Below are 14,129 nucleotides of genomic sequence, written 5' to 3'. Positions count from 1 at the left end.
ACTTTTTGGCCCGACCCCGGCAATCTGTGGTAGCCCTTCGGGCAGGTCATACGGTGGGGAACACGAAGGCCCCTTGTGGCTGGGAGCCCGAACCACCAAAAGCACGCCGCTGCGCGGCGGAAGACGCCGCTTCGCGGCGGAAGACGCCGCTTCGCGGCGAAGTGGTCAGGGTGTGGGGGATTGGGTCTCGTTCGCTCGTTGCTCGCGGGCTATTCGCAGCATCGCTCCCGCCAGCCCGATGTAGGCGAAGACCAGTCCGGTTGCCACTCCGAAGCCCAGCAAGTCGAACGTGATCGACGCGATCCCGCCTGCCAGCACCGCCGACAGCGCGCACGCCGCCAAGCCGCGCAGGTGCTCGTCCTCGCTGATCATCCGGACCCGCACCACCGCGTACGCCGCCGCCAGGAACATCCCGATCAGCGCGAACAGGCCCAGGTACCCGTTCTCGATCAACGTCAGCAGGAACTGGTTGTCCAGGATCGTGTACTTCGTCGGCAGGAAGGTCCCGAAACCCCTGCCCAGCCACGGGTTAAGGTCGATCTGCTCGGCGGCCGCCGCGTAGTCCGCGGTCCTGGCCTTCACGCTCGGGTCGTCCTCGATGTTGGAGAACATGCCGCGCAAGGTGCCGAACAGCCCTGGCACCGCGACGGCCGCGCCCAGGAAGAACCCGCCGCCCACGATCGCCGCCGTGACGCGCTGCCGGCGGGGGAGGGTGATCACCATGATGATCCCGGCGACGGTCATGCCCAGGATCGCCGTGCGGGACAGGGCGGTCATCGCGCCCAGGCCGACCAGGGCCAGGCACACCAGCCACCGCACGTACGGTGTGCCCTCGTCCCTCGCCCGGAAGACGTAGTGCGCGCCCAGGGGGACGGCCATCGCGCAGATCAGGCCGTACTCGATGGGGTGGTTGGTGGTGCCGGTGGGCCGGCGGAAGATCGACCGCGACTCCATGACCGCGTAGCCGTTCTCCTGCGCCCGCAGGCCGGGGATGCTGACGTAGCTCGCCAGGTCCACCCCGAGCCCGAACTGCACCAGGCCGACGAACGCGATCACCGCCGCGCACCCGAGGATGAGCTTGAGGACCTTGTCCAGCCGTTCCTTGGTGCGCACGGCGTCGCAGATGAACACCGCGAGCGCGATGGTGGCGGTGATCCGCACGATGCTGGAGTCGGCCACGGTCAGCTCGTCGGTCGGCAACCACCGCCGCGTGGCCACGGCGTAGGTCGCGAGGTGCCCGGCCAGGTAGAGCCCGATGGCGAACCGGACGACGTTGCGGCCCTTGCCCATGCCGAGCGTGTCCACCATCTGCGCCGACAGCCACAGCACGCCCAGCAGCAACGCCACCACGAGCGCCGGCGGCAGGGTCATCGGCACGAACGACAGCACCAGGCGGGCCGGGACGATCAGCAGGGCGAGGAGGTACACGCAGACGAGCGTGGCCCCGTCCGCACGCTGCCGGACGCGCGTCTCCTGGGCGGTCAAGAGCCGTCGTCGTTGGTCGGCCATGCCGGTTTGGGCGGCGGCACGGCGATCTTCACCGTCTTCTCGCTGGCGGTCGGCTGGGCCTTGGGGGCCGGGGCCTTCGGGGCCTGCACCTTGACCGTCTGCTCACTGGCCGTGGGCCGGTGCACGGGCGGGCCCGGAGGACGCCGCTGCGCGCCGTTGGGCACCGGCTGGCCGGGGCCGGGGTGCGTGGCGGGCTGACCACCGACCACCGGGCGCTGTTGACCGTTCGACCCGGGGCCCGGTGCGCCAGTGGAACCGGGCACGCCGGCCGGGCCCGGTGCGCCGACGGAACCGGGCCCGCCGGGCGGAGCCGGGTTGGCGGTGGCGGACGTGGCGGTCGGTCGGGCGGGCGGTTCGGGTCGGGGCTCGTCGGTGGGCTTGGCGTCGTCGTCGGCCTTCGGGTCGGCGTCGCCGGCGGCCTTGGCCGCGGCTTCGCGGCGGCGGCGGAGGTGGTTCAGGATGCTGTCCGAGCCGAAGGTCGCCGCGGTCGTCAGCAGCATCAGCAGCACGAACGCGGCGCCCGCGTAGCGCACCTTCCCGCCGATCTGCGCCTCCGCCTCGGTCGGGTTCACGATCACCTGCGAGGTGATGAACGTCGACTCCGGCGCCTTGAGCTTGCGTTGCTGGTCGTCCAGCTCCTTGGTCGCGAACTCCAGGACCGTGGTGACCATCTTCTCGGCCGCCTCGGGGGTGTCGCTGTCCGCCGTGACGAACAGGAACGGGCCGTTCTGGCCGCCGCCGGTCGCGGTGTAGTTCAGCGGCGAGTCCTTGACGATGCCGAGCTTCTCGCGGGTCTTCGGGTCGGCCAGGATCTGGGACAGGATCTGCGACGTCGTGGCCAGGCTGCCGTCGAAGGCCAGCAGCGGGTTGATCTTCACCGCTTCTTCCGGCGTGACCTTCTGCGAGAACGTGCCGCCGGCCGCCGGCGTGGTCAGCACCATCACGCCGGAGGACTGGTAGCGGGTCGGGATCGAGACGAAGATGCCCATGGCCACCGCGACAGCGACGAACGCCGACGGCACGGCGATGTACCACCGCCTCCGCAGCGTCCGCACGGCACCCCAGAAGTCCATCCGCTCCCCGATCCGCATCCACCCTGAGTCGCGTGCCGCAGGGTCTTGTTACTGTAGAAATCGGCCGACTCCGGCCCGGTCGTTACAGGTGGTGATGGACTTTGGGCTCGCGTCGCGTGGTGCTCGCCGTCCTGGCCATCGTACTGGTCGTCGGGGCCGGCGTGGTGTACGTGACGACGGTTGTCCGGGGTCAACCCACGGCGCCGACCGCCGCGGTGGACGCCGACCTGATGTTCGTGGAGCTGGCCGACGGCCGCAGCCGCGTGGAGCGGGTCGCCCTGGCCGCCCCCGACACCCGCGACGGCACCGACCTTGCCTGCCAGCGCGTGTACCGGGCCGGTGGCACCACGGTGTGCCTGCGCCTGGCCGGTCCCGGACCCACCTACGCGGCGGAGATCACCCGCGACGGGGCCGTGGTCCGCACCGTGCCGCTGCCGGGCGTGCCGAGCCGGGCCAAGGTCTCGGCCTCCGGCCGGGTCGTGTCGTGGACGTCGTTCGTGACCGGCGACTCCTACCTGGTCCCGGGCGGCTTCTCCACCCGCACCGGCTACTTCGACCTGCGGACCGGCGAGGTGGTCGAGTCCCTGGAGGGCTTCGCCGCCGAGGTGGAGGGCAAGCCCCACACCGCCCAGGACGTCAACTACTGGGGCCTCACGGTCGCCGCCGACGACCGCACCTTCTACGCCACCCTCGCCTCCGGCGGTTTCACCTGGCTGGTCAAGGGCGACCTCCACGACCGTCGCGTCACGTCACTGCGCCGCGACGCCGAGTGCCCGTCGCTGTCGCCCGACGGCACCAAGGTGGCCTACAAGAAGCGCATCGGCCGCCTGGGCCCCTGGGACCTGGCCGTCCTGGACCTGGCCACCGGTGAGGAACGCCGCCTGCCCGGCACGGCGGGCGTGGACGACCAGGCCACCTGGCTCGACAACGACCGCCTGGCGTTCTCCGCGGTGCCCAAGGACGCCAAGCTGGCGTCCATCCACACGGTCCCCGCGGACGGCCGGAGCGACGCGACCCTGGTCATCAGGGACGCCACCTCGCCCTCGCCGATCTAGACGAGCAGTTCCCGGCGCAGGACCTTCTCCAGCTCGTGCCCGGCGGCGTCCCAGGACCTCCCCGACACGCTCGCCGCCGCCGCGCGGGCCACCGCCGCGAAGTCCGGCGTGGTGACCACATCGGACAACGCCCGCGCCAGGTCGTGCGGGGTCGCCGGGGCGTAGCGCACGTGGTCGTTGTCCAGCACGACCCGGTTGTGCCCGGCCTCGTTCACCACGGGGACGCACCCCGCCGCGAGCATCTCGTGCGGCACCAACGAGACGTTCGTCATCGACAGCGTCAACCCGGCGTAGCAACGGTTGTAGATGGCGTTCAGCTCGTCCGGCGTGACCAGGCCGTGGTCCACGTGCTTCGGCCCCAACGACCCGATCTTCTCGCCGTAGGTGTGGATCACCACGTCCGGGTGCCGCTCGGCGAAGACCTCCAGCGCCAGCAACCCGATCTCGATCGCCCGCCGGGGCGCGAGCCGCCGCGCGTAGAACACGACACCGTCGCGCACGGCGTCGTCGCGCAGGTGGTACCGGTCCGCGTCGCAGCCGAAGTCGAACCAGTCCGCCGGCATGCCCACGTCGGTCCGCAGCTTCTCCGCCAGGAACCGGCCCGCGGTGAAGCCGTGGAAGCCCATCCGGTAGGTGTTCTCCGCCAGCGCGGACAGCCCGCCCACCGGGAAGAACCACGGCTCGTAGTCCTGCACCAGGTAGAACCGCTTGCCGGCGCAGGGGTCGTTGAACGCCGGGTAGGCGGTCATCCACGCCGTGGCGAAGACCGCGTGCGCGTCGGCCATGCCGTCCGTCACGTCGAACACCCCGCCCCGGAACCCCGGGTACGCCGCGCGGATCACCGGCTCGTGGTCCACCGCCCGGCTGCCGTACACGTCGTACAGGTACAGCCGGCACGTGTGGCCCAGCGACTCCAGGTGCTGGACCAGCCGGAACATCGTGGTGTGGCCGCCGGACCCCGGCGCGGGCGGCGTGCTGATCCAGTTGATCGTCAGCGACCCGTCCGCCGGCACCGGCGGCACCACGACGGGCTTGCGCGCGGACACGTCCGCCGCCCGCACGTCCTCCAGCCGCACCGGGAAGACCTCCGCGTCCGCGCCCAGCCGCTTGGCCGCCGTGCGCAGCGCCCGCGCGCTCAGGGTGCGCAACCCCTGTTCCCGCACGATGCGCGACACCTGGTGCGCCCGACGTCGGAACACCTGGACAGGCTTCACGGGCTAACCCCTCCGCAGCAGGCCGAGCGCCTCGTGGCGCAGCGGGAAGACGACGGCCGTGTAGGCCAACAGCGACAGCGCGCCACCGACGATCAAGCGCCACAACGGGTCCGCGACGAACCACTGCACGCCCAGCGCCACGGCCACCATCACGACACCGCCGACCACGGGCCGTGCCACCGCCACGCCCAACGCCCGCGCCCGAACTCCGTAGGGCCGGAACGCGATCAGGTAAGCGGGCACGATGAAGACCAAGACCACGACGCTCTGCGCCAAAGCGACACCGCGGATGCCGTCCAGGTGCGCACCCAACGCCAGCAACGGCACCAAGGCGGCCAACCACACCACGTGGATCACCAGGATGGCCCGCGACCGTCCGGCACTGGCCAGGTAGTCGTACCCCAGCTCCAACGCCACCCGCATCGCGCCCAGCAACACCAAAGCCGCCAACGCCGCCGCCGCGGGAGCCCACCGCTCGCCGTAGACCGTGCGCACCAACGGGTCGGCCAACGACGCCAACAGCACGCACGCCGGCACGGTGAACAGCGCCAACAACCCCAAAGCGCGCCCGAACGCCCGTTGGAACGCCTCCGGGTCGTCACGCAGCTTGGAGAACGCCGCCAGCGACACGCTGCGCACCGGCTGTGAGAACGCACCCACCGGCCAGTTCGCGAGGTTCGTCGCCAGCAGGTAGAAGCCCAGCGGCACCGTGCCCAGCACGCTGCCCACGATGATGCTGTCCACGTTGAGCACGCCGAAGATCAGCAGCGACGCCCCCGCCAGCGGCAGCCCGAACCCCAGCACCTCGCGCGCCCGCCGCGGGTCGAACCCCGGCCGGTAGCGCTCCTTGGTGAACGCGAACATCACGACGGCCGCGGTCAGGTTGGTCGCGATGCGCGACCACGCCAGGCTCCACGCCCCGAACCCGAGGACGGCCAGCACCACCACGACGGTCGTGCCAACGACGAACGCCGACGTGTCGGCCGCGAACTTGTGGTCCTGCCGCAACTCCCGTTGCAGCAACGCGCCCGGCACGGCCGAAGCGCCCGCGATCACCAACGCCACCGACATGAGCTGGATCACGCCCGTGGCCTGCGGTGTGCCCATCGCGTCGGCGAAGAACGGCGCGCCGAGCACGCAAATGCCGCACAACAGACAACCGGACAGGATCGACAGCGTGGTCACCGTGGGCGCGATCTCGCGCACCGGCTCGTCCGTGCGCACCAGCGCGACGCTCACGCCCATCTCGCTGACGCTCATCACGATGTTGAGCACCACCAGGGCGACCGCGAACACGCCGAACTGCTCGGGCGCGATCAGCCGCGCCAACAGGATGCCGACGCCGACCTGGGAGACCCGCTGGAGCAGGCTGTTGATCGCGCTCCACCGGATCGCCGAGCTGACCTTGCGCTCCAGCGTGGTCACTGGCCGCGCCACTTCCAGACCTGCTTGCCGACCAGGCCGCGACCGCGCTTGACCAGGTGCGCGCCGACGAAGACCTGGGTGCGGCTGCACAGCTTCGCGCCCAGCGCCTTGCGCCGCTTCAGCGCCCGGTACTCCGGCAGCCGCTCGGCGTGCGGGTAGACCGACCGGGCGAAGTCCACCAGCTCCTCGACCGGGATCTCGGCCAGCTTGTCCCGGTCGTAGGCGCGCACGGCCCGCCACAGGGCGTCCTTCGCGATCGACCGGTCGGCCAGGTGCTTCAGGCGCGGCGGCAGGTCGGGGTGCTCGGAGAAGAACCGGTCGAACACGGCCTGTCGCTGCTCCAGGTCGGCGAACACCGACGAGAACTGCGTGCGGAACATGCTCTGCTGGTGCACCCGGTAGTACGCGGCGGGCTTGCCGCGCACGTAACCGATGTCCGACACGGCGGCGATGCGCATCCACATCTCCAGGTCGCCGGCGTGCGGCAGGTCCGGCCGGTAGCCGCCGACCCGGTGCTGCACCGACGTGCGCACCACGGCCTCGGGGGAGGACAGCACGTTCTGCCCGGTGCGGCACCGGTTCTCGATCCAGTCCACACCGGACCACACCGTCGTGCCCGCCGGCGGCGTCAGGATCTTCGGCAGGACCGGGTCGTCGTGGGCTGCGGTCCGATCGTCGACTCCGTCGGCGGTGTAGTACACGACCCGCCCGTAGACCATGCCGACGTTCGGGTTCGCCTCGAAGACCGCGGCGGCGCGGGCGAGCGCGCCCGGCGCCAACAGGTCGTCAGCGGACAGCAGCACCGTGTAGTCGGCCTTGGCCCATTCGAGCAGGCCCTCGTTGTAGGTCGCGATGTGGCCCCTGTTGACCTCGTGGCGGCGGCCCTCGACCCGCGGGTCCTGCATCAGCTCCGCCATGACCTGCGGCGTCTCGTCGCTCGACGTGTCGTCGATGATCAGCACCCGCACGTCCACGCCGGGCTGGTCGAGCACGCTGCGCACACAGGCCCGCAGGAACCTCGCGTAGTTGTAGCAGGGGATGACGACGTCGACCGTGGGTCGTGTCGGGGCTTGAGTCACGTCCTACACATCGCGGCCGGGCACGGATCGTTAACTCGGCGGCGATAACGACCGGCCCCGGATCCCGATGTACCGGTCGACGGGAAGGGGTCTCCGGATGGACCACGTTGTGCTGACGCGCTTCAACCTGCCCTCGGTCGGCGCGGAGAGCGTCGTCCGGGCGCGGGAGGGGTGGTTGACCGAGCGCGTCGGGCTGTTCGAGCGGTACTGCCTGCCGTCGGTGCGCGCGCAGACGTCCGCGAACTTCAAGTGGATCATCTACTTCGACCCGGAGAGCCCCGAGTGGCTCAAGGACCGCATCCGCGAGCACGGCGAGACCTACACGCCCGTGTTCCGCGAGCAGGTCAGCCGCGAGGAGCTCCTGGAGGACATCGCCAAGCTCTTCCCGACCAGGGGCGACGCCCTGCTGACCACCAACCTCGACAACGACGACGGCCTGGCCGCGGACTTCGTCGCCCGCCTCCAGGCCGTCCGCACGACCGCGCCGCGCACCGCGCTGTACCTGGCGAACGGCCTGGTCAAGAGCCCGACCGGGTTGTACGCCCACCACGACGCCGACAACGCGTTCGCCTCGGTGCGGGAGTCCTGGGACGCGCCGATCACGTGCTGGGCCGACTGGCACAACCGGCTGCACCGGCACGCCGAGGTGGTCTCGGTGGGCGGCGCGCCGGGCTGGCTCCAGGTCGTGCACGGCGGGAACGTGAGCAACCGCACCCGGGGCCGGCTCGTGTCGCCGACCCCGCACCGCGCCGCGTTCGGCGCCGCGCTGGACGACGTGCCCGAGCCCGACCGCCGGGTGGTGGTCCGTGACCGGTTCGTGGGACATCCCTTGCGGGTGGCCCGGGACACCGCCCGATACTTGGCCAAGACGACGGCCATGCGCGTCCTCGGACCCGGTGGCTTCGAAAAGGCCAAACAGGTGCTGGCCGCACGTGGCCGCGCCACCTCGTCGAGCCGGCCCCCGGCTCGCTGACCAAGGACGACGACATGGCTCGTGCCCGTCACCTCGCGTTGGCCGCTCTGCTCACCGCCGCCGCGTGCGAGGCCGAAGCCGCACCGCCGCAGCCGCAGGCCCCGCCCGCCCCGGTGGTCGACTACTACAAGAAGTGGGCCAACGGCCCGAACCCGACCGGCGACCCGAACGTGTTCCCGATCACCGTGTGGATGCAGGACCCGTCGGGCGTCGAGAACGGCGTGAAGCTCGGCAAGGCCTACCCCGGGATCGGCATCGGCACCGGTCTCGGGCTGTGGGAGGACGAGTGGTGGTACCTGCGCCGGGAGGGGCTGATCGAGACCGACTGGCGGGTCTACGTCGATCCCAAGCGCGTGGACACCGTGCTCGGCGACCAGGGGCACGAGCACAACTACGTCGGCTACCTGGTGGCCGACGAGCCGGACATGAACAAGGTCTACGGCGACGTGTTCCACCCCGAGATGCAGCCGTCGGCGATCCTGGCCAAGTCCGACGAGACCCGCGCCAAGGACCCGTCGCGGCCCACCTACATCAACTTCGGCGTGTGGATGGGCACCCCGGGCGGCAGCGTGGGCTACGGGTACGTCGAGAAGTCCTACGAAGAGGACATGAAGACCTACTGCTCGGCGGCGGACATCGCGTCGGCGGACTACTACGGGTGGACCCACCCCGACCGCGGTGACCGCGTGGGCGCGTTCAGCTACGGCGAGGTCATCGACACCATGCGCAAGTGGTGCGGCCCGGACAAGCCGCTGTACGGGTTCGTCGAGACCGGCCACCCGCACACGCACGGCGAGACCATCGAGCCCGACCAGGTGGAGTCCGCCGTGTGGAACACGATCCTGCACGGGGCCACCGGCATCAACTACTTCGCGCACAGCTTCTACACCGAGGGCAAGGGCGAGTACTCCAGCGTCCTGACCCGGCCGGAGATCACCGCGAAGGTCAAGGCGGTCAACGCGCGGCTGCAGGCGCTCGCGCCGGTGCTCAACGCGGCGAGCCTGCCGGGCGTGACGGCCAAGAGCGACAACGGCATCCCGGTCTCCGTGCTGCACAAGCAGGCTCAAGACGCCAAGTGGGTGATCGCGCAGACCGACGGCAACACCTCGGTCCCCCGCAGCGGCGCGGCCCGGGTGGAGATCAGCGTGCCGGTGCGGTCCGGGACGGCGACCGTCGTGGACGAGAACCGCACTGTATCCATCGAGAACGGAAAGATCGTGGACGACTTCGGGCCCTACCAGGTGCACGTGTACCGGTTCCAGGCGCGGGCTTCCGGGTCTGGCTAACGGCCGGGGCCGCTACGGCGATTGGGGCAATGCGGGATCCCAGTCGACTTGGAGGCCGAACGTGCCCGGAACAGAACGGCTCAGACCGATCCGCAAGATGCCCGCGCTGTGCGGTGTCGCAGCCCTGGGCGCCGCCCTGCTCGTGCCGTCCGCGTCGGCCGTGGCCGCGCCGACCCGCGTTCTCGGCTACATCGCCAACAACGGGGGCGGCGTGTCCGTCCTCGACACGGCGACCGACGCCCTGACCAGCACCCTGTCCGACGCGGGCGGCGATTCCCCTTACGGGGTCGGCGTCGCGTTCGACGGTGCGCGCGGCTATGTGACGAACGTCCGCGACAACACGCTCACGGTCATCGACACGCCGACCAACACCATCGACGCCGCGGTGCCGGTCGGGGACGGCCCGGCGGGCGTGGTGGTGTCGCCCAGCGGCGGCCACGTGTACGTGTCGAACTACCGCGGCGGCACGGTGTCCGTGGTGGACGCCGCGACCCTGACCGCCACCGCGACCATCGACGTCGGCCCGAACGCGGACGGCGTCGCGATCACGCCGGACGGCAAGAAGCTGTTCGTGGCGCACGACGTGGTCGGCGCGGGCACGGTGTCCGTCGTGGACACCTTCACCAACGCCGAGGTCGCCGAGATCTCGACCGGCAACACGCCGACCGCGGTGGCGGTGACGCCCGACGGCGGCCGGTTGCTGGTGGTCAACAAGTTCTCCAACAACGTCGCGGTCGTGGACACCGCGTCGCACGCCGTGCTCGGCACGATCCCGGTCAGCTTCATCCCGCACGGCGTGGCCATCTCGCCGGACGGGACGCGGGCGTTCGTGACCAACAGCGAGGCCGACTCGCTGTCGGTGCTGGACATCCCCGCGATGGCGCCGCTGGTGGCCGTCCCGGTGGGTGACCGGCCGGTCAGCGTCGCGCTCACGCCGGACGGCGCCAAGGCCTACGTGACGAACTTCAACAGCAACTCGGTGTCCATTGTGGACACCACGTCGCTGTCGGTGGTCAACACGATCGCCGTGGGCGTCAACCCGGTCGGCATCGCCATCCACGCCGTGCCGCCCGCGCCGACGAAGCTGGCCGGCGGGCACGCCACGCTCCAGCTGCGGCTGCTCGGGTTCACCGTGCGCGGCATGGACGCCACGTTGACCGAGTCGCACACCGGGAAGCCGGTGGCGGGCAAGACGGTGGCGTTCCGCACGGTGAAGGGCCAGGCGCTGTGCACGGCGGTGACCAACGCGTCCGGCTTCGCCTCGTGCGACGCCAACGTGCCGCTGCTGGTCGGGTTGGCGACGTTGCTGCAGGGCTACACGGCGGCGTACCCGGGTGACACCACCCACGGCCCGTCGGTCGCGCACGGCTCGATCGGCTTGCTGTAGGCCGCGGTCCGGCTCGGCTCGTGCTCTAGGGGCACGGGTCGAGCCGGTACGGGTCCGGCTTGTAGCCCTCGGGGCTCAGGTCGCCGAAGTTCGCGCGGAAGAACTGGTCCCACGCGCCGTTGGTGATGAACCCCTTGAGGCCGTCGGTGATCCGCTCGCACAGCGCCTTGTCGTGCTTGGGCAGCCCGACGCCGTAGCGCTCCTGCGCGCCGAAGGTCAGGTCCAGCACCTTCAGGCCCGGGGTCTGCCGCGCGAAGCCGTGCAGGATGATCTGGTCGGTCGAGGCGACGTCGACCTCCCGGCGCTGGAGGCGGTCCACGCACTGCCGGGTGCCGATCTCGGTGGTCGTGGTGACCCGGTCCCTCAGCGCGCCCGCGGTGAGCTGGTCGTAGGACGTGCTGCCGGACTGGGTGCACACCGTCAGGCCCGCCAGGTCGTCCAGGGTGCGGATCGGCCGGTCGAAGTCCGAGCGGACCAGGAAACCCTGCTTGGACAGCAGGTACGGCCCGGCGAACCCGATCTTGCCGCGCCGCTCGTCGGTGATCGAGAACGTGTGCACGACCATCTGCACGCGGCCCTGCGCGAGCGCGTTGACCCGCTGGGCGATGATGACGTCCACTTCGACCGGCGTGAACTCCGGGTCGGTGTTGTGGCCCAGCCACCGGTAGAGGTCCACGTCGAACCCGCGCCGCTCGTGGGTGTCCGGGTTGAGCAGGGCCAGGCCGGGGATGTCCGTGCCGACGCCGACGTTGAGCGGGCGGTCGGACGCCACCGGCGGCGCGGACGGCGTCGCGGGCGGCAGGGAGCACGCCGAGAGCAGTGACAGGGCGGAGCCCAGCGCGGCGACCCGTCTCCACATGCTGGTTGTCCTCTCGGTCGTCGAGCGCGCCGGTTGCCGGCGCGTCGGTTGCTGGGCCTGTCAGTTGTAAAGCACGGCTTCGGTGACGCCCAGGTCGACCCGGCACGCCTCGTCCGGCATGGACAGCTCGACCAGCACCCGGGCCTCGCGCGCGGTGCCGCGCAGGTCGAGCCGGATCTCGCGGCCGGACAGCCGGTCCTCCAGCGGCGCGTCCTTGCGGCCGTCGCGCACGAGGGTCACGGTCAGCCGCGCCGAGCCCACGCAGTCGCCGACCTTCTCGTGGTTGACCAGGGTCGGCGTGACGAACAGGTACCGCCGTTCGGGTGGGCTGCCCGGCACCCGGAAGCTGGCCTGCTCGCCGTCGGCCATGTCCTCGGCGTTGGACAACTCGACCAGGTCGGTGACCGGCACGTCCGGCTTGACCACGACCAGCCAGAACCCGAGCCCGCCGAGCACCCCGAGCAGCGCCGGGACGGCGGCGAACACCCAGCGCGGCAGGGGCTTGCGGATCCGTTCGACCGCAGTTGTGCGGACCGTGCCGGAGTGCTGGAAGCCCAGCACGGTCACGATGAGGGACGCCGTGCCGACGAGCAGCGACACGGCGTCGGCGATGCCCTCACCCTTGTTGCCCAACAACAGCAACCACATGACGAAACAGGACACGCCCACCAGCAGCGGCGCGGCCCAGAACAGCTGGACGACCCACCACGGTCGCTTCACGGCGGCTCCTGCGGTTCCTCCCCGAACCCGGTGAAGCGTCCACGATATCGGTTCAGGGGCGCGGGATCAGGCCATCCGCCAAGCAATCACCAGGGCGAGGACGAGCGCCCCGATGGCGCTGTGGACGGCCGTGCCGAACGCCGCGAACTGGAGCAGGAAGCCGAACGCGACGGAAGAGACCAGCCGGGTGAGCGCCTGCCCCGTCTGGATGACGGACAACCCCGAAGCCCGCAAGGATTCGGGAACGAGCGTGCTGATGCGCGCGGAGAGCACACCGTCGGTCGCGGCGTAGAACAGGCCGTGCAGCGCCAACGCGATCCCCATCCCGAGGTACCCCGACCCGGGGGTGAGCAGGAGGACGTACACGGCGAGCAACAACACGTGCCCGACCAGGAACACCCGCCACCGGCCGACCCGGTCGGCGAGCAACCCGACGGGTGTCGCCGCGAGCAGGAAGACCAGGGCGGTGCCCAGCGGCAGGAGCGGCAGCAGACCGGGGGAGATGTCGGTGGACTTCTGCACGAGGATGAACACGAACGCGTCGGACAGCGTCGCCAACCCGAGGACGGCGGCGACGATGGCGACCTTGCGGTAACCCGCTTGCCGGAGCAGCGCCAGCCCGGCCTTGACGGAGGGCCGGGGTCCGGGCCGGGTGACGCGGCGGTTCTCCCGGACGAACGCGATGAGCACGATCAACCCGACCGCGGCGAAACACGCGCTGACCACGAACACCGGGCCCGCGACCATCCCGATCTGGTGGAGCAGCAGGAAGGTGACGAGCGGCCCGAGGAGCGCGCCGACGGTGTCCATCGTGCGGTGCACCCCGAACGCCGCGCCGAGCCGCTCGGGAGGAGTGGCGAGCGAGATCAGGGCGTCACGAGGAGCGGTCCGAAGCCCTTTGCCGGCCCGGTCGGCAGCCATGGTCGCACCGATGCCGAACGCGTTGGCGCCGACGAGCGGAAAGAGCAATTTGGTGACCGCGGACAGTCCGTAACCGCACGCGGCGACGGCCTTGTGCCGGTGGGTCTTGTCGGAGACGTGCCCGCCGACCAGGCGGAGGACGGCGGTCGCACCCGTGTAGAGACCGTCGAGGATGCCGAACTGGGCGTAGCTCATCTGGAGCGTGAACACCAGGTAGACCGGCATGAACGCGGTCACCATCTCGGCGGAGACGTCGGTCAGCAGACTGACCGTGCCCAACGCCACCACGGTGCCGGGGACCTTGCCCCGGATGTGGTTGGTGGGTCGGACGGATGCGACGTACATGCCCCCTTATCGGTCACCGTTGGTAGCCGTTACCGGGGGCAGGGCCGAATGTGGCCTTGATCGCCACACCCACCCTTCCCGCCGCTCACCCGCCCCTCTCCGCCACCCGCCCCTCTCCGCCACCACCGGCGCGCCTTCCGCTCGCGCGAAGCGCGGCGCCCCGCCGCGCAGCGGCGTGCTTTTGGCTTGGGCTCCCAGCCACAAGGGGCCTTCGTGTTCCCCACCGTATGACCTGCCCGAAGGGCTACCACACTTTTCGGGGGTCGGGCCAAAAAGTTTTTGC

Annotated in this window: 12 protein-coding genes; 4 read left to right on the top strand and 8 right to left on the bottom strand. The window is 70.8% G+C overall.

The genetic code is table 11. The features are described 5' to 3' along the window. Window positions 1-165 precede the first annotated feature (165 nt). Entirely contained in the window at window positions 166-1,428 is a 1,263-nt protein-coding gene (locus AB0A74_RS40105) for an O-antigen ligase family protein (protein WP_358258089.1), read from the bottom strand. A gap of 53 nt (window positions 1,429-1,481) precedes the next feature. Then, window positions 1,482-2,582 carry a hypothetical protein gene (locus AB0A74_RS40100; protein WP_358258087.1) on the bottom strand — a complete coding sequence of 367 codons (1,101 nt, stop codon included), beginning with the start codon at window positions 2,580-2,582 and terminating at the stop codon, window positions 1,482-1,484. Between the two features lie 101 nt (window positions 2,583-2,683). On the opposite strand from AB0A74_RS40100, the gene AB0A74_RS40095 reads away from it, so the two are divergent. Further along, entirely contained in the window at window positions 2,684-3,637 is a 954-nt protein-coding gene (locus AB0A74_RS40095; protein WP_358258085.1) for a hypothetical protein, read from the top strand. Here the strand turns inward: AB0A74_RS40095 and AB0A74_RS40090 are convergent. From AB0A74_RS40090 to AB0A74_RS40080, 3 genes are read right to left on the bottom strand one after another with little or no spacing between them, the layout of a single operon-like run. Then, on the bottom strand, window positions 3,634-4,836 hold the full coding sequence (locus tag AB0A74_RS40090) for a glycosyltransferase family 1 protein (RefSeq protein ID WP_358258084.1): 1,203 nt from the start codon (window positions 4,834-4,836) through the stop codon (window positions 3,634-3,636). The two genes, AB0A74_RS40095 and AB0A74_RS40090, sit on opposite strands and share 4 nt — an antisense overlap. Before the next feature lie 18 nt (window positions 4,837-4,854). Continuing rightward, window positions 4,855-6,276, bottom strand: a complete 1,422-nt coding sequence (locus tag AB0A74_RS40085; protein WP_358258082.1) for a lipopolysaccharide biosynthesis protein — start codon at window positions 6,274-6,276, stop codon at window positions 4,855-4,857. Continuing rightward, window positions 6,273-7,355 carry a glycosyltransferase gene (locus tag AB0A74_RS40080; RefSeq protein ID WP_358258080.1) on the bottom strand — a complete coding sequence of 361 codons (1,083 nt, stop codon included), beginning with the start codon at window positions 7,353-7,355 and terminating at the stop codon, window positions 6,273-6,275. Before AB0A74_RS40080 ends, AB0A74_RS40085 begins: the two co-directional genes overlap by 4 nt. A 97-nt stretch (window positions 7,356-7,452) precedes the next feature. Between AB0A74_RS40080 and AB0A74_RS40075 the strand changes: the two genes are divergently transcribed. The 3 genes from AB0A74_RS40075 (at window position 7,453) to AB0A74_RS40065 (ending at window position 11,001) form a co-directional block, all read left to right on the top strand. Continuing rightward, window positions 7,453-8,328, top strand: a complete 876-nt coding sequence (locus AB0A74_RS40075; protein WP_358258079.1) for a glycosyltransferase — start codon at window positions 7,453-7,455, stop codon at window positions 8,326-8,328. A gap of 14 nt (window positions 8,329-8,342) precedes the next feature. Then, the gene (locus tag AB0A74_RS40070) at window positions 8,343-9,614 is read left to right on the top strand and encodes a hypothetical protein (protein ID WP_358258077.1); all 1,272 of its coding nucleotides are present in this window, start codon (window positions 8,343-8,345) and stop codon (window positions 9,612-9,614) included. Window positions 9,615-9,675: 61 nt separating this feature from the next. Beyond that, the gene (locus AB0A74_RS40065; protein WP_358258075.1) at window positions 9,676-11,001 is read left to right on the top strand and encodes a cytochrome D1 domain-containing protein; all 1,326 of its coding nucleotides are present in this window, start codon (window positions 9,676-9,678) and stop codon (window positions 10,999-11,001) included. 25 nt (window positions 11,002-11,026) lie between these two features. On the opposite strand, the gene AB0A74_RS40060 is transcribed toward AB0A74_RS40065, so the two are convergent. The 3 genes from AB0A74_RS40060 to AB0A74_RS40050 all read right to left on the bottom strand — a co-directional run bounded on the left by AB0A74_RS40060 (window position 11,027) and on the right by AB0A74_RS40050 (window position 13,846). After that, on the bottom strand, window positions 11,027-11,860 hold the full coding sequence (locus AB0A74_RS40060) for a transporter substrate-binding domain-containing protein (protein ID WP_358258073.1): 834 nt from the start codon (window positions 11,858-11,860) through the stop codon (window positions 11,027-11,029). Between the two features lie 60 nt (window positions 11,861-11,920). Then, on the bottom strand, window positions 11,921-12,580 hold the full coding sequence (locus AB0A74_RS40055) for a hypothetical protein (protein WP_358258071.1): 660 nt from the start codon (window positions 12,578-12,580) through the stop codon (window positions 11,921-11,923). A 66-nt stretch (window positions 12,581-12,646) separates the two neighbouring features. Beyond that, window positions 12,647-13,846: an MFS transporter gene (locus AB0A74_RS40050; protein ID WP_358258069.1), complete on the bottom strand. Its 1,200-nt coding sequence runs from the start codon at window positions 13,844-13,846 to the stop codon at window positions 12,647-12,649. Window positions 13,847-14,129: the final 283 nt, after the last annotated feature.

The sequence above is a fragment of the Saccharothrix sp. NPDC042600 genome (genome assembly GCF_040647305.1).
GTDB classification, from domain to species: domain Bacteria; phylum Actinomycetota; class Actinomycetes; order Mycobacteriales; family Pseudonocardiaceae; genus Actinosynnema; species Actinosynnema mutabilis.
The sequence above is the reverse complement of the archived record's forward strand: the minus strand, read 5'-3'. Positions and strand labels throughout refer to the sequence as shown.

What these genes read in the sequence shown, in the direction of transcription:
- AB0A74_RS40050 (WP_358258069.1), bottom strand. Translation starts at nt 13,846, where the DNA reads ATGTACGTCGCATCCGTCCGACCCACCAACCACATCCGGGGCAAGGTC.
- AB0A74_RS40100 (WP_358258087.1), bottom strand. Translation starts at nt 2,582, where the DNA reads ATGGACTTCTGGGGTGCCGTGCGGACGCTGCGGAGGCGGTGGTACATC.
- AB0A74_RS40075 (WP_358258079.1), top strand. Translation starts at nt 7,453, where the DNA reads ATGGACCACGTTGTGCTGACGCGCTTCAACCTGCCCTCGGTCGGCGCG.
- AB0A74_RS40070 (WP_358258077.1), top strand. Translation starts at nt 8,343, where the DNA reads ATGGCTCGTGCCCGTCACCTCGCGTTGGCCGCTCTGCTCACCGCCGCC.
- AB0A74_RS40060 (WP_358258073.1), bottom strand. Translation starts at nt 11,860, where the DNA reads ATGTGGAGACGGGTCGCCGCGCTGGGCTCCGCCCTGTCACTGCTCTCG.